General features: G+C 65.3%; 3 protein-coding genes. All 3 read right to left on the minus strand.

What is annotated here, in order from left to right:
• Positions 1-40: 40 nt before the first annotated feature.
• The 3 genes from MVA47_RS25495 to MVA47_RS25505 are packed head-to-tail and all read right to left on the minus strand — an operon-like array spanning position 41 to position 22,016.
• Positions 41-1,009 (minus strand): ABC transporter substrate-binding protein, encoded by a 969-nt coding sequence (locus MVA47_RS25495; protein WP_247210370.1) that lies wholly within the window; start codon positions 1,007-1,009, stop codon positions 41-43.
• 56 nt (positions 1,010-1,065) lie between these two features.
• Positions 1,066-18,102, minus strand: coding sequence for a non-ribosomal peptide synthetase (locus MVA47_RS25500; protein WP_247211072.1), 17,037 nt, complete (start codon positions 18,100-18,102; stop codon positions 1,066-1,068).
• A gap of 5 nt (positions 18,103-18,107) precedes the next feature.
• Positions 18,108-22,016 (minus strand): amino acid adenylation domain-containing protein, encoded by a 3,909-nt coding sequence (locus tag MVA47_RS25505; RefSeq protein WP_247210371.1) that lies wholly within the window; start codon positions 22,014-22,016, stop codon positions 18,108-18,110.
• Between the last annotated feature and the right edge of the window lie 25 nt (positions 22,017-22,041).

Genomic DNA, 22,041 nt, shown 5'->3' on the forward strand with positions numbered 1-22,041 from the left:
CCGGCAAACGCCGGCGCCATCATCGATCTGAGTCAGGTACTCACTTCTGCGGGAGCTTTTCCAACTGCGCTTCCAGGCTGTCCAGGCTGGCCATTCCGGATGCGTAGGTGAACGGATCCGTGTATGCCACAGCCAGAACCCGTCCGGCCTGTACTGCGGGCAGACTCTTGAAGAGCTCGGAGTCGAGCATCGCCTGCACCTCAGGTGTGGTGGTTCCGTCTGCGCGTGTCGGGTAGACGATCACGTCGTAGTCGGCGAGCATTCCCAGCTGCTCATACGAACGTTCCTGTCCCTCGCCCGTGGGGAAGGTCAGACCCGCCGCCTCGAGCTTGTGTGGCACATACGTTCCGGCGTTCTGATCCCAGAAAGTGCCCGGTGACCACGACGCAACCGCGACGAACTTGGTGCCGTCGATCTTGTCGGCGTACTTCTGGTGGATCTCGTCGGCGCGTGCGTGGAACTGCTGCTTCTGCTCCTCGGCCTCGGTCTTCATGCCCGCGATGTCGGCCGCCTCGTCGAAGGTCTCGTACCAGTCGGTGACCAGCAATGACCCGCCCTCGAGGTTCACGACCGGCGCGATGGCCTTCAGCTTCTCCTTGTCGATTGCTTCCCAATGCTTTTCGAGAACATTGCCGACGATGAGGTCGGGCTCGAGCGCAAGAATCGCCTCATAGTCCGGTTGCGCGATGGTGCCGACCTTGGGCAGGCTCTGGTACTTCTCCCAAGCGGCCGTGTCGTTGCCGAAGTAGTCGGCCGTGTAGAGATCCGGTACGCCGACGACCTTGTCGCTACCGAGGCTGAGCAGCGCTTCTGCCGAGCCACGCAACGCCACGATGCGCTGAGGGTCGGTCGGGATCTCGACAGGACCGTCGACGGATTCCACCGTGCGGGTCTCGCCCGAGGCCGAATCTTTGTCGGAATCGTCCGAGCATCCGGTCAGCAGCACCACAAAAAGCAGTGGCAGCGCGGCCAACAACGACCACAGCCGCAGTCTTCGAGATTTCTTCATTGTCAGTTCTCCAATCTTGCTCCGGAGATGTTCCGGAGTGTTCATCAAAAGGTCTTTCAGCTTCGGGTATCAGAGATGAACCGGCGCAACCGATCTCCCCAATCCGCAACGACGTCGTCGTCAAGCATCTCGCGATGCCCCTTTATGGTCGATGAATATTCCACCTTTCCAACGATGTGATGACGCCAGTTAAAGGTGTCTAGATTGCCGTCCACCCCTGCCTGCAACAGCAAAGCATCCGCGTGTACCTGTCCTTGCGTCGGCCTCGCCAGATGCTCGGTGGCGGTCGCGCCCGACTTCAACATGCCTCGTACGTCGGACTTTTGGATCCCCGGCCACAGTGGCGCCACCTCGACGGCGTGATCGACGAGCTCTTCCACCGTCGAGAAACCCCCAGGGTGGTCGATGCTGAATGCGTAGCAGAAGTCATCGATGGACTCCTGGAGCGACATCGCTCCCGTGATGTAACCCGGTTCCGGGGTCGGGCCCGAGTCGAGCAGCGTCAGGCTGATCAGTCTCGAGTCGCTCTGCTTCTCGATCAGTTTGGCGAGCGCAAACGCCAAGTGCGCGCCGTACGACCAGCCGAGCAGATGGATGTCGCCACCATCTGCCACACGGTCGATGAGGTCGAAGTACCAGCGCGCCGTCGCATCGAGATCGCCCATGTCCATCTCGGGATCGAACAGCGAGACGTTCTGCAGCCCATACACGGCCACGCCGTCCGGTACGTGGGCCACCAAGCGGTCGTACATCACGGCTGACCCCGACGCGGGATAGGCACAGAACAGGTGCTCGGTGTACGCGGCCTCGGCCGTCGGAGAAAGCCTCAGCAGCACAGAGTCCCGCAGATGATCGGTATCCGAGTGATCGGTGGACCGGTCGATCAGGTTCGCTATCGTCGAGACCACCGGGCTCTCGAAGATGTTGCGAACACCCACCTTCACACCGAACTCCGCAGCTATTCGGGATGCCAGCCGCACGGCGGTGAACGAATGCCCGCCGAGATCGAAGAAGTTGTCGTCGGCCGACAGTTCGACGTCGCCGAGCCCCAGCACCTGCGCCACCAGTTCGCCGACGGCCCTTTCGGTTCCGGGTGACAGAGCTCGCCCGTCACGGCCGTGTCCGCTCACCTCCACCGCGGGAAGAGCCGACCGGTCGAGCTTTCCGTTGGCCGTCACCGGCAACACGTCGAGCACGGTGAACGCCGTGGGCACCATGTGAGCCGGCAGTCGAGAACCGCACCAGTCGCGCAGATCATCGTCGAACGCAGCCGGGTCGTCAGTGACCTCGCCCGTTGTGTAGTACGCGGCCAGAGTCTTTCCCGACGATGGGTGGTCGACTGCGATCACCGCGGCCGACGACACCCGAGGGTGGCCGTCCAGGACTGCAGCGACCTCGCCGGGTTCGACACGCTGGCCTCGGATCTTCACCTGGTCGTCCACGCGTCCGACATACTCCAGCACACCATTGCCGTCGGCTCGCACCAGATCCCCTGTGCGATAGAGGCGTCCACCGCTTCCTGCCGGATCTGCGATGAACCGCGATGCAGTCAGCCCGAAACGATCGTGGTAACCACGGGCCAACTGCGCGCCTGACAAGTACAGTTCGCCCACCACACCTGCCGGGACCCGTCGTAGCCACGGATCGAGGACCAGCACACCGCAATTGGCCACCGGCCGTCCGATCGGGACAAATCCTTCACGTTGTTCACCGGGTACCGCTCCACAGTCGAAGTACATCACCTCGCCCGATTCCGTCGGCCCGTAGATGTTGAGGACGTTGGCGCCCAGCGACGACTCGACCGAGTCGGCCAGGCTCCAGCGAAGTGCCTCACCGGCGAGCAGTACCTCGGCCACCTGGGCCCCGGAGTCCGCGTTGACGTTCTCCACGAGGGTGTCGGCCATCGACGGCACGAAGTTCACGCGTTCGATGTCGTGGCGGGTCACCGCGTCGACAATCTTCCACGGATCGCGATGATCGCCTGCCGCGAGAACCACCACGGCGTGACCCTCCACCAACGGCGAGAGCAGTTCGGGCAGCGACACATCGAACCCGATCGGTGTCTTGACAAGAATCGGCCCGGTCAACGGGTACCGCCGGCGACCCCATTGCAACCGGTTGGCCAGCGCCCTGTGCGAGACCACAACGCCTTTGGGCTGCCCGGTTGTCCCCGAGGTGTAGATCAGATAGGCGGCGTCATCGGCGAAAAGAGCTCGGCTCCGGTCGTCGTCCGTGATCGGCGCATCCGATTCCCCGGCACCGCTGCCGATTGCCAGGACGTCGATCACCGGGATGTCGCCGGTACCGGCCGAACCGTTCCCGTCCGGCAAGTTGGTCACCACCACAGTCGGCGAAGAGTCCTCGAGCAGATAGGTGATCCGCTCTTCGGGATAGGAGGGATCGATAGGCAGGTAGACGCCGCCTGCGCGCAACACCGCAGCCATCATCACCGGCAGCCACTCGTCCCGTTGCGCGACCACGGCGACGTGGTCACCGACGTGTACGCCCGCTCCGATCAGATGGCGGGCCAACCGGTTCACCCGGCCGTCGACCTCTGCGAACGACCACTCGATCGCGCCATGTACAACTGCGACGCTCGACGCGAAGTCAGCAGCAGCGCTTCGCAACAACCCGTCGACCGTGATCTCCTCGTGCACGGTCGTTGCCCCAGGGGCCTGAACGGATCGGGTGATGTCGACGTACTCGACAGGAACCAACTGCGCAGCAGCGAGCGAGGTGTCGAGATCCTCGGCCACCACTTCGAGTACCTGCACCAGTGTCTCGATGAAACGCCTGATCGTCGATTCCTCATAGAGGTCGACCGCGTACGCCAGGTTCGCATCGATCCGCTCGCCGTCGTCGACGAAGAAGACGTCGAGGTCGGCCTTGACCACTCCGAGACTGCCACCCAGCGGATCGAGCAGGCCCAGGCCGGCTTTCGCAAGAAGGTCACGCTCGTGCGATCCGCTGGACTGGGCGACATAGCTCACCAGCACCTGCACCAATGGGTTCGCGCCGGCGACGTGAGCGCCGTTCCCCGCGGCGACGATCTGGTCGAACGGTACCCGTTGATGCTCGAACGCGGTCAGCACATTATTCCGGGTGCGCTGCAACACGGTTCGGAAGCTGTCCTGCGGAAGCAGGCGATGCCGTATCGGCACCGTGTTGACGAGATAGCCGACCGTATCGGCGACGGTCTCCTCTGATCGGCCGCCCGTCGGCGATCCCAGCACGAGGTCGGTGCCCGAACCCAGCCGGTTCATCGCCACGGCGACCGCCGCGTGCAGGGTCATGAACATCGAGACGTCCAGCCTGGCCGCCGTCTCGCGGACGCGCGACACCAGTCCGTCGTCCAGCGAGATCTCGAGATCGATCCCCTTAAAGCTCTGTCTGCTCGGCCGGCTGCGATCCGGAGGCAGGGTGGACAGTTCCGGTGCACCGGCCAACTGGTCGTTCCAGTAGCGCACCGACTCGTCGAATCGACCCTGGTCGAACAGCGATCGCTGCCACACCGCATAGTCGGCGAATTGCACTGCGAGAGGCTCGAAGACGGGTGCCTCACCGCTTCGACGTGCGCAGTAGGCATTCCAGAGATCCCCGGACACCGAGCCGATGGATCCCTCGTCGACAAAAGCATGATGCAACGCCATGCCCACAACGAACTGGTCGTCGCTGCGGCGCATGACCACACCTCGCAAGGTCGAGTCCGCAGCAACGGACAGTGGCCTGCTGCCCCATTGCTCGATGAGCGAGACAGTCTCGTCGTCGCTGCATCCGACCGCGTCGACGTGGTCGATCTGCAACCACCGCTCGACCGAATCCGGAGGCGTGATGACCTGCACGATCGAGCCGTCGTCGGCCTCTGACAGTCGGGTCCGCAGCGGCTCGTGGCGGACGACGAGGTCACGCAGGGCGGCGGTCCACGCGATGGGTTCGAGGCGGCCGGAGACGTGCCACAGGATTGTCACCGTGTAGGTCGACCCCGCACCTGCCATCTCGTCGATCACCCACAGTGCCTGCTGCCCATAGGAAGCCGGGATCTGGTCTGGCCGCTCGATCTCGCCGATCCGTGGAAGTCCGGGTGCCTTCTTGACGTCGCCAGGACTGTCGTCGCCGTCGATGGCGGCCGCCATCTCCGCCACTGTCGGGTGATCGAAGATCGCACGCACGGAGATCGGTTGACCCAGTGTGTTGCTCAATCGTCCGGCCAGACGCATCGCGAGCAACGAATGACCACCCATGTTGAAGAAGTCCGCATCAATCGACACCTGAGAGATTCCGAGGGTGTCTGCGACGGCGGCGGCGATCGTCTTCTCCAACTCGCTCCGGGGCTCCCGCGCAACCTCTTCTGCCAGTTCGATCTCGGGTAGAGCGCGTACGTCGACCTTGCCGTTCACCGTCAGCGGGATGTTCTCGACCACCCCGATCGCCGAGGGAACCATGTAGTCGGGCAGCCGGGCCGCGAGATGATCACGCAGGTCGGAGACCTCGATCGTCGCCTCCCCCGCAGCAACGACGTAGGCGTGCAACGCCTTACCGGACGAACTCTTACGGACCACAACCGTGGCGCGCGACACGTCCTCACGATCGACGAGGGCACTGGCGATCTCCGCCGGTTCGATGCGGAACCCGCGGATCTTGATCTGATCGTCCGAGCGCCCCAGGTACTCCAGCGACCCATCGGGCTGACGCCTCATCAGGTCGCCGGTGCGGTACATCCGTTCGCCCGACCGCCACGGGTGGGCGATGAACGACGCGGCCGTCAGATCAGGCCTTCCCTGGTAGCCCCGGCCCATTCCGGCACCGCTGAGATACAACTCGCCCGCCACGCCGTCCAGCACCGGGGTGAGCGACCGGTCGAGCAACAGTGCCATCGTGTTGAAGATCGGCTCGCCGACATTCGGGCGGTCACTGTCGGCGAGATTCGCGCCGAGAGCATTGATCGTGTATTCCGTTGGGCCGTAGAGGTTGTACGACCACAGACCGGGTCGCTCACGCAGCGTCGCCCACAACGTCTCCGGGACCGCCTCTCCTCCGAGCGAGAAGAACGAGATGCCGTCGTAACCGGGTTCGGTATGGGTGAACAGGCCGGATTCGACCAGCAGTTCACCGTAGGAGGGCGTGACGTCGAATCCGTCGATGCGGTTCTGCGCGTAGTAGGACAGCAGCGACGCAGGATCTTTGCGCATGCTCTCACCGATGATGTACACCGAATGTCCGTCCAGCAGCCAGAACAACTGCTCCCACGAGGCATCGAACGAGAACGACGTGGTGTGCGCGATCTTCATCGGCGCGCCGCCCCGGCCTTCGGTGGCCGGACGGAAGATGCGCTCGACGTGGTTGTAGAACATGTTGATCAATCCGCCGTACGGGACCGCAACACCTTTCGGCGTACCGGTGGAACCCGACGTGTAGATGATGTACGCCAGGCCGGCTGGATCGACAGCGCGCTTCACCGTCTCAGGCACCGGTGTATCGGCCACGGACAAGGTCTCACCCACGAGCAGCAGTTCGGGCGCGGTCTCGGGAAGGGATGACGCCAGCATCGCCGAGGTGCACACGATCGAGGACTCCGAGTCATCGAGGATGTATCCCACCCGGGCAGGAGGCAATTCGGGGTCGATCGGCACGTAGGCAGCGCCGATCTCGAAGACGGCGAACATCGCGATGGCCATGTTGTGGTCGCGCTCGAGGTACAGGGCCACCCGGTCCTCCAAACCGATACCCCGTCGGACCAATTCGGCCGCCAACGTGCGGACGTGCGCCGACATCTCCTCGAACGTGAGGCGTGTCCGGCCCGACACCAGCGCAGTCCGGTCGGGATGTGCCTGCACCTGACGGGCCAGCAGCGACGCTATGGACTCCGTCGGGATGTCCCGACGCACCAGGCCGGCGGTGACACCGGCAAGAGACTCGTCCTCGGACAGAACCGAGATCCTGGCCATCGGCGCATCCACATCGTCGACGAATCCGCGCACCACTCGCACGAACCGCGCCATCAGGGTGACGACCTCGTCTGGGGTGAGAAGGTCACTGCGATAAGCACATCGGAGATGGATGGTTCGGCCGGGGTGACAAGCGATCGACACCGGGTAGTGCGTCGCGTCCTGCAGCGACACATCGTCCACCGAGACCGAACCGTCCGGACCGATCTGCGACCACTGCGCGTCGGTGTCGATCCACTGGTGGTTCTGCATCACGAACAGCGTGTCGAACAGCTGGTCCACCCCCACCGTGCTGTGCAGTTGCGACAGCTGCACATAGGGGTGTTCGATCGTCTCGAGCTGGCTGTGCTGCTGAGCGCGTAGGTGTTCACGGACCGTGTTTCCCGGCCGCACCGTGGTGCGCACCGGAACAGTGTTGAACAGCAGACCGATGATCTGGTCGGAGTCCTGCAGATCCGGGCTGCGGCCTGAGGCCACCGTGCCGAACACCACGTCGTTCTGGCCCACGAGCTTGCTCAGCAGCACACCCCACGCTGTATAGAGCAGTGTCGCAACGGTGACGCCCGCATCAGCTGCCACGGCGCGTATCGAAGCCGACAGCGTCTCGTCGAGATCCATCTCGTGGTCCCGCGCATGCGAGGCGCGGGCGGGCTCGGTGATCCCTGGACGGATCAAGGTCGGCGATTCGATGCCGCCCAGTTCGCGGGCCCACACTGCGTAACCTGTTGAAGTGTCACGGGTCTGGAGCCATTGCAGATAGTCCCGGAACGACGGCTCTGCGGGGGTGATCCTGTCGGGCACCACATCGACGGCGACGTCGATCTCGTTGTACAGCCTGAACAACGCCTCCAACATCAGGCCGCTCGACCAGCCGTCCATGAGCAGATGCTCGAAGACGACGGACAACGTCCACTTCTCGGAGTCGTTCTGCAACAGGGCGAACCGCATCAGAGGCGGAGCGTCCGCGGCAAACGGCCGACGACGTTCTTGCTGCAGGATCGAGTCGCGCCCGAGCCGGGCGGTATCTGCCTGCCGATACCACGTCCAGGGCACCTCCACCTTGGCCTGGACGACCTGGAAGGTGGATTCACCGTGCACATGGAATCCGGCCCGCAGGTTCGGGTAGCGGTACAGCAATGCCGTGACCGCGGCATGGAACCGGTCCGGATCGACTGCGCCGGCGAAGTCGATGACGAACTGTGACGAATAGACGTCCGTCGAGTCGGCAGCCTCCGCCGTCAGCAGGTGGAAGAGCAGACCCTCCTGGAGTGGACTGACCGGAAGGATCTCGGCGACCTGGCCGAACGTGGCCGACAGTTCTCCGGCGAGGTTCGCGCCGACCTCCACCAGTTGTGGGGCCGCGATCTGTTCGTACACAACACCGTCGACCCACGGATCGGGTGAGGTCAGAAGGCCGGCCGCCGATCCGGTTGCGGCCAGGGCGGCGGCAACTCGTTCTGCCAGGCCCACCGCATCGACCGCCAACGTTGTCACGACGTCCACGGCCACGGCCACCCCGGAACTCTCCGTACCGGCCACGACCACATCGAGCACCAGCGGGTGGTCGCCCGGTGACGCGGTGATGTCCGGCGCCACAGGAGAACCCGCGTGATGGAGCCGTATTGCGATCTGCGCCTCGGGAAGGTCATCGAAGACGCCGGCGGTCGCAGGGCTGTGGTCGCGCAGAATCACGTAGCCCTCGGCCTCGGCGGCGGTCATCGCCAGGGCGTCGCGGGTCTCGTCGGCGAGGCCACCTGTTTCCGAAGCCCACCTGACCAACACGGGGAACGTCCGCCGCGCTCGCCCGATGATGTACTGCCGCATGTCTTCGCGCGACGGTTCTTCGATGTCGATGATGACACCATCGGAGACGAGGTCCGCAGGGGTCAGTACATCGATGGCGGTCAGGGCGCGCACCGTCGACGACACCACCGACGCACGCAGGTCTGCCAGGGCAACCGGTCCGGTTGCGGCATCAGCATTCACGACACTGCGTCCGATGCGCCGATCTCGGCCCGCCACGGCCAGGGTGATCGGATCGGCGATGTCGACATCATCTGCGAAGGCCAGCCATCGGTCACTGTGGTCGTCGACGCGGTCGCCCGCGGCGTCACGCTCGGCTCCGATCAGGTCGGCCGCTGGCAGAGCGATCTGCAACCGATCCGCATCAGGGGCTTGCAGTACCGCAAACAGAAGGGTCTTGATCACGCCGACCGATTCGAGGTCGAAGCGGCCGTCACCGGGCACGCGGATCTCGAAATCGTCGACGTGCACGCCGTCGGAGGTCGAACACACGATCAGCGGCGTTGTCGCTGTCGGTAGCGATCCGTCCCGATCCATGGCGAGCGGCATCTGCACCACGCCGGTCCCGGTCAGGCCCCACCCGAGGACCCGTAACGCGGCCTCGCGTACGTCGGTAATGCTGAACCGGGAGGCGGGCAGGCGGACACTCTCAGAGAGAACAGCTTCCGCTGCTCGGTCACCGGTTGGCATCCCGCCGGATCGCGACCGCTCGGGTGCGATGTACTCCGAGCACAGTTGCTGCACTGTCGCCGTCGGCGACTGACTGCCGGCGATCAGCAGGAATGCGGTGGTCGCCATCAGGTTCTCGATGGTTGCGGGCTCGAACAGGGCCGATGCGTAGCTGAACCACAGAGTCCAGGCGCCGTCGTTGTCGATGATGGCAACGGTGAGATCGAACTTCGCAACCGACTCGGAGCGCCCGGCATCGAGGACATCGATCGCGCGACTGAGATATCGGTGGGACTCATCAGGCGCCGCTGCGCGGTACGCGGTCAACACCTGAAAGACCGGCGATGTGCTCTCGGCACTCACGCGCAGACTGGGTGACGATGCCACGAACTCGAACGGCACGTCTCGGGCGTCGAGGGATTCGAGCAGGAGTCGACGCGATTCGGCGACGTTGTCGGAAAAGCTCGCGGATGGTTCGGTCGACACCGGCACCGGAACGGTGTTGAGGTAGTACCCGATCGACTGGTCGGCATCAGGCCCCTGGCGCAGGGTCGCCGGCGTGCCGAAGACGGACCTGTTCGCGGCGCCGTGCGATGCCAACGCCGCAGACAGTGCGGCGTTGAGGAGCATCAGCGGCGTGACACGACTCCGGGCGGCGAATTGTTGTACCTGTTCGACGAGTTTTTTCGGCACAACACATTCGGCTTCCGCCGCCGCCGATGCCGCAGGCCGGCCAGGGCCCGCGTGGTCGTAGGGCAGGTACGGGTACACCACGTGGTCCGCAAGCCGCGTCGTTATCCGTTCGAGGAGGGCGGAGCGCCCGCCCGGTGCCGAGTCGAGCACGGACCGTTCCTGGATCGCCCAGTCGGCGAACTGCCGCAGACGTCCCTGACCGTCGGCAAGCTGTTGTCGCGCAGGGCCATCGCCACTCTCAGCCCGCAGAGCGAGGTCGAGATCGGCCAGGAAGACGTCGAACGACGTCTCGTCGAACACGATGTGGTGCCCCGCCACCAGCAGCCACTGACGACCGGCACTGCGCAGGTGCACGAACTCGACAAGCCACTCCTCCGAGCCGTCACGTGGCCGCCCGAGGCGCTCACCGGCCGTGCGCGCAACGTCAGCCTCCGCTACGTCGACGACGTCGTACGGAACACCGTCGGCGTCGCGTGCGTCACGAATGACCTGGACCAGATCTCCCGCACGCCAGTCGAAGTGAGTTCTCAGCGCTTCGTGGCGCCGCACAACCGACACCACCGCCCGTCGCAGGGTCTCTGCATCAAGACCCGGGTCGACCTGTAACGCATCACCGATGACGTACTGGCTGCTCGGCCCGGTTGCCTGGCCGATCGCCCAGAGCGCCTGCTGGCCATATGAAGCCGGGATATTCGACGGCCGTTCGATCTTGCCTGGCTGCGGATGCACGGCCGGTGCGGCGGTCTTCATCGCTGCGTCCACGGCGGCGCTGAGCTCGGCAATGGTCGGGTGATCGAACACCGACCGCAACGTCAGATCAGATCCACACCGGTCGTTGAGCAGCGCGACCAAGCGTGTTGCCGTCAGCGAGTGCCCACCGAGGGCGAAGAAGTCGTCGCCGGCGGCCATCACGACGTCGTCGTCCACCCCGAGAACCCCGGCGACCGTTGTCGCGACCACACGTTCTGTATCGGTTTCCAGCTCGCGTCCCCGGCCGCTCGAGACACCCACGTCCACGGCAGGAAGGGACCTGCGGTCCACCTTGCCGTTGGCAGTCGTCGGTAGCACGTCCAGACGCATGAAGACCGACGGGACCATGTGTGCCGGTAACTTGGCGCCGACCCACTCGCGTAGTTGTTCCGCGAACAGGTCGTCGGACAGATGTGCACCATCGCCGAGTGCGGTCACGTACCCCGCCAAAGTCACTCCGGCGACCGGATGTTCGACCGGCACCACTGCGGCGGATCCGACCCAGTGGTGGCCGCCCACCACCGCGGCAACCTCACCGGGTTCCACCCGCTGGCCCCGAATCTTCACCTGATCGTCGACGCGTCCCAGATACTCCAGAAGGCCATCGGCATTCCATCGGGCCAGATCGCCCGTCCGGTACATGCGACCACCAGACCCCCGTGGGTCGGCGACAAAGCTCCCGGCCGTCAACCCGGGGCGGCGGTGGTAACCGCGCGCCAATTGCACGCCCGACACGTACAGTTCGCCGACGACACCTGCCGGTACTCTCCGCAACCACGAATCCAGCACCACGGCAGTGGTGTTGGTGAGCGGACGCCCGATCGGAAGGGTCCCGTCCGAGTAGTCGGCGCCGGGGTCGAACTGGCCGAGTACGACCTCGATCGTCGCTTCGGCCGGTCCGTAGATGTTCCATGCCCGCACACCGAATCTCGTGTGGAGGTCACGGGCAAGCGACACCGGCACCGCTTCGCCACCCAGCGACAGAACATTGGGCGCCAGCTCCGTCAGGGTGCCCTGCCGCAGCACCTCCTCCATGAGCGACGGGGTGAAGTCGATCCAGGCGAAGTGATTGTTGTTCAACAGCTCAGCGATGTACGCCGGGGCGGCGAACTGGGTGTCATCCAGATAGTGCACAACACCACCGAAGGCCAGCGGCCAGAACAACTCTGCCGCCGCCGGATCGAAACCGATTGCGGTTCTCGCCATCACGACATCACCGGGAGCCAGTTCGCAGAGTTCCTGGCGACGACGGATCAGCTCACCAAACGCCCGGTGCGTGATGTCGACCCCTTTGGGTCGCCCGGTGGTGCCCGAGGTGTACACCACATAGACCGAGTCGTCGGCATGCAATCGACGCGAGCGTTCGTCATCGCCGACGGGCGACGGATCCATGATGTCGATCCGCGACGCCACCGCTGGATCAGCCAGATCAAATGTGTTGGTGTGGCCGTACATCGAGCCACCGTCGTCGGGACCAGCGGTGATCAACACCGCAGCGCCACTGTCTTCGATCAGGAACCGGATTCGTTCGAGTGGGTAGGCGGGGTCGATGGGAACAAACGCGGCGCCGGCACGCACCACCGCGGCCAGTGCAAGGGGCAGCGCCGGGCGCCGGTGGATCAGGACCGCAACACGGTCCCCGACCTCGACCCCGGATCGGATCAGGTGGCGGGCCAGCCGGTTGACACGCTGATCGAACTGCACCGAGGTGTAGGTCTGTCCTCCGAAGACCAGCGCAGGTTCCGACGGACGCTCACTGGCGGCGGCCTGGAGCATGGCGTCCACGGTCGGGTGCTCGGCAGCCATCAGGACCTCGCTGCGTCCGGCATCCTGCAGCGGCACGGGGCCGAACTCGACAGCGCTCAGCGGCTTGTCCGGAGCGTGGACCATCACGTCGAGGACGGCGGTGAACACGTCCACGAAACGGTCGATGGAGGCCGGTGTGTACAGCTCGGCGGCGTACGAGACACCAGTCGTCAGAACACCGTTCACCACTTGGAACTCGAGTTCGAGGTCGGCCTTGACGGTCTTCAGGACACCGCCGACCCTCTCGAAATGCGACAGGCCGGCGGGCTGGAGGGTGTCGTCTCTGATCTGTTCGTGCTCGGTCACGAAGTTCAGCAGCACCTGACACAGCGGGTTCGCTCCCGGAACCCGGCCGACGCGTGATGCCGCCACAACCCTGTCGAAGGGGATCAACTGGTGGTCGACAGCTCCGAGCACTGTTTCCCGGGTGGCGCTCAAGAACTCTCGCGGCGTCCACATCGGTTGCAGGCGGTGCCGGACGGCCACGGTGTTGATGAGGTAGCCGACCGTGGACATGACTGCCGCGTCCGGACGTCCCGCGGTCGGCGAGCTGAGCACCATGTCCGAATCGGCCCCCAGCCTGTGCAAGGTCAGAGCGACCGCGGCGTGGACGACCACGAACATCGAGGCACCGGTGTCGGCAGAGAGTTGTTGCAGGGCAGCGGTTGTCGCCTCGTCGATGACAAGTCCGGTGTGGCCGCCTTGGAAGGTGGGTGTTGCCGGTCGCGGCCGATCGGGTGGAAGGGTGGACAACTCGGGCGCCCCAGCCAGGGTATCGGCCCAGTACTGAGTGCCTCGCTCGAAGGCAACGGTGTCGACGAGCTGCTGCTGCCACACTGCGAAGTCCGCATACTGCAACACAACCGGCGGCAGAGCCGGTTCCCGATTCTCTCTCAGGGCGCCGTACGCTGCCCAGAGCTCGCTCGCGACCGTGGACATCGACCACTCGTCGACAAACGCATGATGTATCGCAACCGCGAGGATGTAGCCGCCATTGTCACGCGGTGCGACGAGCGAGCGGATCGGCATGTCCGTATCGAGGGCGATCGGACTCTGCACCCAGTTCTCCACCGTGTCCCAGTCGGCACTGTCATCGGACCCGTCCAGGTGCAGATGGTCGGTGGTCAACCACCGGCCCACGGAGTCTGCGGGTTCCACGATCTGGACAAGACCGTGTTCCCCGGCCTCCACCAACCGGGTCCTCAGCGCCTCGTGGCGGCGGACGACCACTTCGAGGGCTCGTTCCCAGGTCGCCTGGTCGAAATGCCCCTCCACGTACCACTTCACCGGCACGACGTACCGGCCGCTCGCTTCCGAGAGGCCTTCGATGGCCCAGAGCGCCTGCTGGCCCGAGGAAGCCGGTATGTGCGCCGGACGGTTCACGGCCACGAGCCGAGGCAATGCCGAAGCATCACCGGGGCCACCCGCCGCATCCACCGCCCCGGCCAGGCCGGCGACGGTGGGGTGATCGAACACCGAGCGCAACGTCAATCCCCGGTCGCATCGCGCGTTGAGCAACGCGATCAGTCGGGTCGCCAGCAGCGAGTGCCCGCCCAGGACGAAGAAGTCGTCCTCGGCCGACAACTGGACTTCCCCGAGCCCGAGGACGTCGGCCACCAGCCTGGCAACGGTGTGTTCGGTTTCCGTCGACAGTGGACGGCCACGTCCACCGCCTGCCCCCAGATCGATTGCCGGCAGCGCACTTCGATCAAGCTTCCCGTTCACGGTCACCGGCAGCTCATCGAGCCGGACAAACGCCGAGGGCACCATGTGGGCGGGCAGTCGCGACGCTGTCCACTCGCGCAGTTCGTCGTCGAACCCGTCGGTCACCGACGCGGCAGCGTGGTCGTCGGACGTCCCGGTGCCGGCTTCTGTGTAGTAGGCGGCGAGTACCGTCCCCGACACCGGGTGTTCGACCGCCACCACGGCCGCGGACGAGATGCGTGGGTGCGAGCCGAGTACCGCAGCGACCTCACCGGGTTCCACACGCTGGCCCCGGATCTTCACCTGGTCGTCGGCACGGCCCGAGTACTCCAGGACACCGGTGGCGGTCCACCGGACGAGATCGCCTGTCCGATAGATCCTCTCGCCCGAGCCGGCGGGGTCGGCGACAAACCGGGATGCCGTCAGACCGGATTGCCCACGATAGCCGCGAGCCACCTGGACACCCGACACGTACAATTCACCGACGACACCGATGGATGTCGGTCGCAACATCGGATCAAGCACCAGCACAGACGAATTGGCCACGGGAAGGCCGATGGGCACCGAACCTTGCCCGTTCGGCGACAACAAATGAGTGGTCACGTCACCGGCGACCTCGGTGGAGCCGTAGAAGTTCGTCACCGCCGCATCCGGCCACGCGGACGTGAGCTGCTCGACTGTCGGGACATCGAGTCGCTCCCCCGACACCGTCACTCGGCGCAAGCTGTCCGGTGACGCGCCGGACGCCGCCATGTTGCGCGCCAGGGACGGAACCATCAAGACATCGGTGACACCCGCCCGTGCGCACAGCTTCGACAGTTGTGCGGGGTCTTTCGCCTCGTCTGCGGTCGCGACGATCAGCCGGCCTCCGACCACAACGATGTGCAGCATCTCGGTGAGTGCGTCGATGAACCCGAGACCGGATTTGGCAACGCCGACCACGTCGTCGCTGTCGCCGATGAGGTGGGCGCCCCAGGACAGGCGGTTCACCAGGGAGCGGTGCGACACCTCCACGCCCTTGGGTGCACCCGTGGTACCCGAGGTGTAGATCACGTACACCAGGTCACCGGCCAGCAACGGCCGGTTACGTTCCGACTCCCTGATCGGTTCGCTGGACACCGCAGCGATCGTGTTGAGGGTCAACTCATCCCGGAGGTTCACGAGTCGCCCGTCGCCGAACAGATCGTCCTCGACACCCGGGAAGTCGGGGCCCAGGGAGCCGGGTCCCGCCGTGCTCAGGATGGCGGTGGGTGTGCACTCGGCCAGGATGTGGTCCCGGCGTCGCTGGGGATGCTCGGGATCCACCGGGACGTAGACCGCACCCGCGCGGATGATGGCCGCAACGCAGATGGGTAGCCATTCATCGCGACCACCGATCAGGGCCACTCGGTCACCGACCTGGACACCGGAGACGAGCATGTACCGGGCCAACCGGTTCACCTGCGCGTCGAACTGCGCGTAGGTCATCTCCAGAGCCCGGTGGACCACCGCGGTCCGATCGGGATGGGACTGTGCAGACGCGGCCAGCAGCGAATCGACCGTCGTGTCCGGCAGTACCTGCAACGCGGGTCCTGCCGAGACCTGCTTGATCACCGAAGCTTCCGAGGCACCCACGGTGTTCAGTCGCGCGATCTGTGTGTCTGTCCCCGCTCCGAATGCCTCGAGAACGCGGGTGAAGCTGCCCAGGATTCTGCGGGCAGAATCTGCGTCCACGCCGGCCGGGTGGTAGGACAACTCGACCGCCAATTCGGCGGCGGGAACGACGCGCAGCGTGAGCGGATAGTTCGTCGAATCGCGCCACTGCCGTAGCTCAAGAGAGAGTCCGGTTGCGCGTTGCAGGTCACCCAGCACGGTGTCGTCGCTGACGTAGTTCTCCATCACCACGAGCGTGTCGAACAATGCCGGCATCGCGCTGAGACGGTGGATGTCGGTGAGCGAGACCTGATGACCCTCGAGCACCGCCACGTTGAAGGCATGCACGGCGTCGAGCACTGCATGGATTGTCATGTCGGGTGACACGGTCACGACCGTGGGAACGGTGTTGACGAACATTCCGATGGCGGTGTCGATGCCGTCGACGTCCACGGACCGCCCGGAGACCACAGACCCGAAGACCGTTGTCGCCAAGCGGGTATGGATCTGTAGCGTCAGCGCCCACGCAGCCTGGACGACGGTGTTCAGTGTGATCGATCTGCGCTTGGCAAGGTTCGCGAGTTCGGCGGTCACGGGCGCGGAGAGAACCGTCTCGGCAGTGTCGGGGAAAGACGTCTCGTCCGGTTGCCAGCCACCGGCCACCAGGGTCGGCTCGGTGACCGCGGACAGCGGACCCTGCCAGACGTCGATGGCGTGCTGCGCGTCCGACTCCGCCATCCGGTGCACGAAACGGAAGAACGTGTCGTCCATCTGCGAGGCAACGGCTTCGGGCGCTTTATAGGCCCGCAGCAGCTCCTGGACGAGCAGCGGAGTTGACCAGCCGTCGAGTACCGCGTGGTGCGATGTGAGGACCAGAACACCCGCTGCGTCGACGGTGAGCAGCAGCGTCAGACGAATGGGTGAGCCATGCTCAACATCGAAGCCCCGTGCCCGGTCGTCCTCGATGAACGTGGCGGCATCGTGTTCCGGATCCACACTCGCCCGCAGATCGATCACCGTCAACGGTTCATCCACAGCCACCGGGATGACGGCGACGGGGGTGCCGTCGTGCGCGGTCCGCACAGCCATCGCCAGCTGCGGATACTTCGTCAACACCGCTCGCCATGCGGCGTGGAGCCTGTCCGGCTGTACCGCGCCGGCAACGTCGCGAACGTGTTGCGCCGTATACAGATCGACGCCGCCGGACGCATTGAGGGCTGAGTGGAAGAGGACACCGCGCTGGGCCGGCGTCAGTGGGTGCACCCCGAGAAGTTCCCCGTGATCGCGCTCCCACGTCGCGATGTCGTCCGTCGACACGTCGACCAGGGGAAAGTCGCTGGGCGAGTGTGCCACAACCGCTTGCGGTGAGGTGGCGTACTCCGCGAGAGCCGCCAGCGCCGCCGTCCATCGGTCGGCAAGTGCACGCACTGCGGCTTCGTCGATGACCGACTCGACGTAGGCGAAATCTGCGTGCAGCTCGACTCCGGAATCGGAGACGACTGCCCTGGCGGTGATGTCGACGACCGCCGGGGCCGGCATCTCGTCGGCCGCATTCAGACCCAATCCCGCTGTCTCCGGGGCGGATTGCCATGGCAATTCGCTGTTGACGCCACCAACACCGGCACCTCGGAACTGGCCGAGGTAGTTGAACGCGATCTGCGGGTGGTCCAGGGCGATGAGACCAGTCGCCGGTCCTGTGGCGAGGTGGCGAAGAACTCCGTAACCGATGCCCTTGTCGGGTATCGAGGAAAGCGTCTCTTTCACGGTCAGGACTGCATCCAGCGCGCGCTTCCCGTGCAACCCATCGGCTTCGGATCGCCCGAACTCGCTGCGAGGCAGCGGAAGCCGCACCGGGTACCACGATGTGAACCAGCCGACTGTCGTCGACAGATCCGCGCCGTCGACGACTCCCTCTTCGCGGCCGTGACCTTCCAGCCCGATGACCATCCCGTCGTGCGACAACTCATCACGATCGGAGAACACCTGGGACAGCGCCGCGGACAGCGCGCCGAGCAAGACGTCGTCGACGGTTCCCGCAGCGATCCGCGGGACGTCGGTCAGAACAGCGGACGCGGTGAGCGCGGGAATCATCACACTCACGCGCCGCACATGCGCACAGGTGTCACGTTGCGGATCAAGACGCCGGTGCCCGAGAACGCCCTCGGTCTGCCCCGCCATCGCCAGCCACAGCGGTCTCTGATGATCGGAGCGCCTGCGGCGGCCCGGCTTGTCAGCGCTTGAGCCCACGCCACCAGCCCGGTGCCTGCGGTGGGCAGGCCGACATCAGGCGAGCGCACATCGGAGGACGACGCGGCAGCCAGGTCGTCGGCGAGAATCCGCCAGGAGACCCCGTCCACGACGAGGTGATGGATCACCATGACGAGGCGCCCTGTGGCGCTCGCCGAATCGGTGATCCACCGCGCTCGCCACACGACGCCTGCCGCCGGATCCAGCGCGCCCGCGAGGTCGGTCGCGACTTCTCTCAGGTGCTGCTGCCACTTCTCGGTGCTCCACCGATTGAACTGTCCATCAATGCGCTCGTCACGATCGAGCCTGTCTACCGCATTCGCGCCGACGGCGCCGACCTCGAGTTGGCGTGCTTCTCCCGATCCGACGACCCGCGCGCGCAATGCCCCGTGTCGTCCGACCACTCGGTCGAGCGCGTCGCGGAGCCGCTCCCACGTCAGATCTTCGGGAGTCACGAACACAAATGTCTGTGCGAAAGAATCGAATCCGGGCGCATCGATCAGTCGATGGGCGATCGGCATCAACGGAGCGAGGCCGCCGTGGCCGCCTCTCGCCGCCTGGTCCCGTCCGAAGATCTCACGGCCATCAACCGCAGGAACAGCCGAGGCCGCGATCGCCGCAACCGTGCGTTGCTCGAACACCATCTTGGCTGTGGTCACCAGTCCTGCGCGCCTGGCCCGCGACACCACCCGGATGGAGACGATGCTGTCGCCACCGAGGGCAAAGAAGTCATCGTCGGCCGACAGCTGGGCCGCCGGATCAAGGCCGAGTACGTCGAGGAAGACCGCCGCGATGATGTGCTCTGCGGCAGTGCTGAGTTCGCGCCCCTGGCCGCTGCGCGCGCCGAGATCTATTGCGGGAAGCGCTCGGCAATCGAGTTTGCCGTTCGCGGTCATCGGCAATGCGTCCACCCGGACGAACACCGACGGCACCATGTGGGCGGGCAGCGTGCTCTCGGCCCAGACGCGCAGTGCGGCATCAAGTGGCTGTCCTTCGGAGTCGGACTCGACCGCCGCGCAATAGTAGGCAGCAAGAACTGTTCCTGCTGCGGCATGTGGGTTCGCGGCGCCACTCGATTCGGCACCCCGATCGACGGCGACGACAGCAGCTGCCGTCACATCCGGATGCGATTGCACGGCGGCGGCGACCTCACCCGGTTCGATACGGAATCCGCGGATCTCGACCTGTTCGTCGATGCGGCCCAGATACTCCAGCTCGCCCGCGACGTTCCACCTCGCAAGATCACCGGTGCGGTACATACGGGTTCCGGACCCGTTCGGGTCGGCGACGAATCTTGTTGCGGTCAGCGACGGACGACCGCGGTATCCGAGACCGACCTGCGGTCCGGCCACATACAGTTCTCCGACGACGCCGATCGGTGTCGTCTGCAGATGAGGGGTGAGGACATCGGTACGGAGGCCGGGCAGCGCCCGCCCGATGACCGACGCTCCTGCGACATCGCCGTGCGACGACACCACGGTGTGCGTGACGTGCACCGTGGTCTCGGTGATCCCGTACATGTTGATCAACGTCGGCGTGGTCGGGTGACGATCCAGCCACGGCGCGAGCCTGGCCGCATTCAATGCCTCGCCGCCGAACACGACCGTTCGCAGTGCGAGGTCTGAGCCGTCCGTCCGGTGCTGTTCGGTGTCGATCAACGCATAGAACGCTGACGGTGTCTGATTGAGGACGGTGACCCGATGCCTCCGGATCGCATCTCCGATGAGGACCGGATCGCGCAGGACATCCTGGCCGACCACAACAAGCGCAGCCCCGGTGGTCAGGGGCACCCACTGTTCCCAGACGGAGAAGTCGAAGGCGTACGAGTGCAGCAAGATCCATACGTCGTCGGCGCGGAAGTCGAAGTGTGTGGTGGCGTCGAACAATGCGATGACATTGGCGTGAGTGACCATGACGCCCTTCGGACGACCGGTCGTGCCCGAGGTGTAGATCAGATACGCCGCATCTCCGGGGAGCAGTCTGCGTGTGCGGTCGGCGTCGCCGACCGGTTCCGGCGACACGGTGTCGAGGTCCCGCACCACCGAAGGGTCTGCGACGTCGATGATCGGCGTCCCCACGACTCCGGCGAACCGCCCGATGTCGAGAGCATCTCCACAGTTGGTCAGCACTGCACTCGGTGCGGCGTCCTGCAGCAGGAATTCGATCCGGTCGTCTGGATAATCCGGGTCCACCGGAACGTACACAGCGCCCGCGCGCATGACTGCCGCGAGCATGACAGGCAGCCACTCGTCACGCGCGGCCATCACCGCGATGCGGTCGCCGGTGCGCACACCCGATGAAAGAAGGTGCCGGGCAATGCGGTTCACCCGTGAATCGAACTGTGCATACGTGAGGTGCCGATCGTCGACGGCCACCGCGACCCGTCCCGGATGCTCCCTGGCTGCAGTCTGCAACAGCTCGTCGATCGTCACCTCGCGACTGACCTCGGGTTGCCCCGACACCCACTCCGACAACAGGTCGGTGTCGACCGGGTCGGCAGGAGCCAGCGCGCGCAGACGATCGTCGGCCGACAGCGACGACAGCCTGCGGACTGCGCTCTCGATCCGTCGCAGATGCACCCGCAGTTCTGATTCGTCGTATCGGGTGGGGTCGGCCTTGAGTTCGAGCGCGAACCCCTTCACCTTGTCGTTGTAGACGAACAGATTGAGGTCGTCGGCCGGTCCGGTGCCGAGTTCCTCGGTGACCGCGACCGTTCCCGCGAAATCGGCGTGGTAGTCGAACACATGTAGATTGATCTGCGAGAGAGCAGGTTTGACGCCGTCGGACACCTGGGCGAGGCGCTCACCCCGGTAACGCTGATGGCGGCGCACGCCGCCGAGTGCGGCCGCCGCACGGGTGATCCACTCGCCCACGTTGCCGTGTGGATCGATCTCCAGCGACACGGGCAGAACATTCACCTGCATCATCGGGGTACGCAGGCCCACCCCGCGCCGAGCCATCATCGGGATTCCGATGGTCGCCTTGGTACCGCCCGACCGATGCGAGTCGTACCAGGCCCAGAGGGCGATCATCGCCTCACCCCAGGTGGCGCCGACCGATCGAGCCAGTTGGTCGACCCTGTCGATGACCTCCCGGTCGATCGACACGGACACACCGATGGGCATGTTCTCGCTCGGCGACGCCGGCACCAGCGACGCTGCGGAGTCTGCCAGCGCTTCGGCGAAGGCACTCCAGTACTCACCATCACGCTCGGCGACATCGCTGCGCCCGTATTCGTCCTCGGCCGTGATCATCTCGGCCACGGTGCCGAACGTCGACTCCGGTACGGCCGCGCCCCGCGACAGCGCGGTGTACACCTGTGCCACCCGACGGGTCATCAACGACAGCCCATACGCGTCGAGCAATATGTGGTGCGCCTTGAACTCCCAGACGATCTGCCCATCGTCGAGCGACCACACTGTGGCGGCGAACAAGGGACCTTCAGCGAGGGGTAGCGCCTCGGCCATCCGCGTGCGCGCTTGTGCCCGAAGTGAATCGGCGGTGCCCACGTGGTTGCGCACCTCGATCGACGGCGGGGTAGCCGGCACCTGGATCGACTGCAGCGGCCCCTGCGGCCCGGTGTCGAAACGGCACCACAGGACGTCGGCGTCGTGAACGGCGATGCCCACTGCGCGAGCCAGGACTTCGCTATCGCACCCCGCGGGCAGCCACAGGAGCTGCCCGATCGAGAACACCGGCGACCGAGGCGCCAATTCCTGAGCGAACCACACGCCCCATTGCGCACCCGAGAGCCTCATGCCACGTCCCATCGCCAAACCACAT

The organism is Williamsia sp. DF01-3, from assembly GCF_023051145.1.
Taxonomy (GTDB): Bacteria; Actinomycetota; Actinomycetes; order Mycobacteriales; family Mycobacteriaceae; genus Williamsia.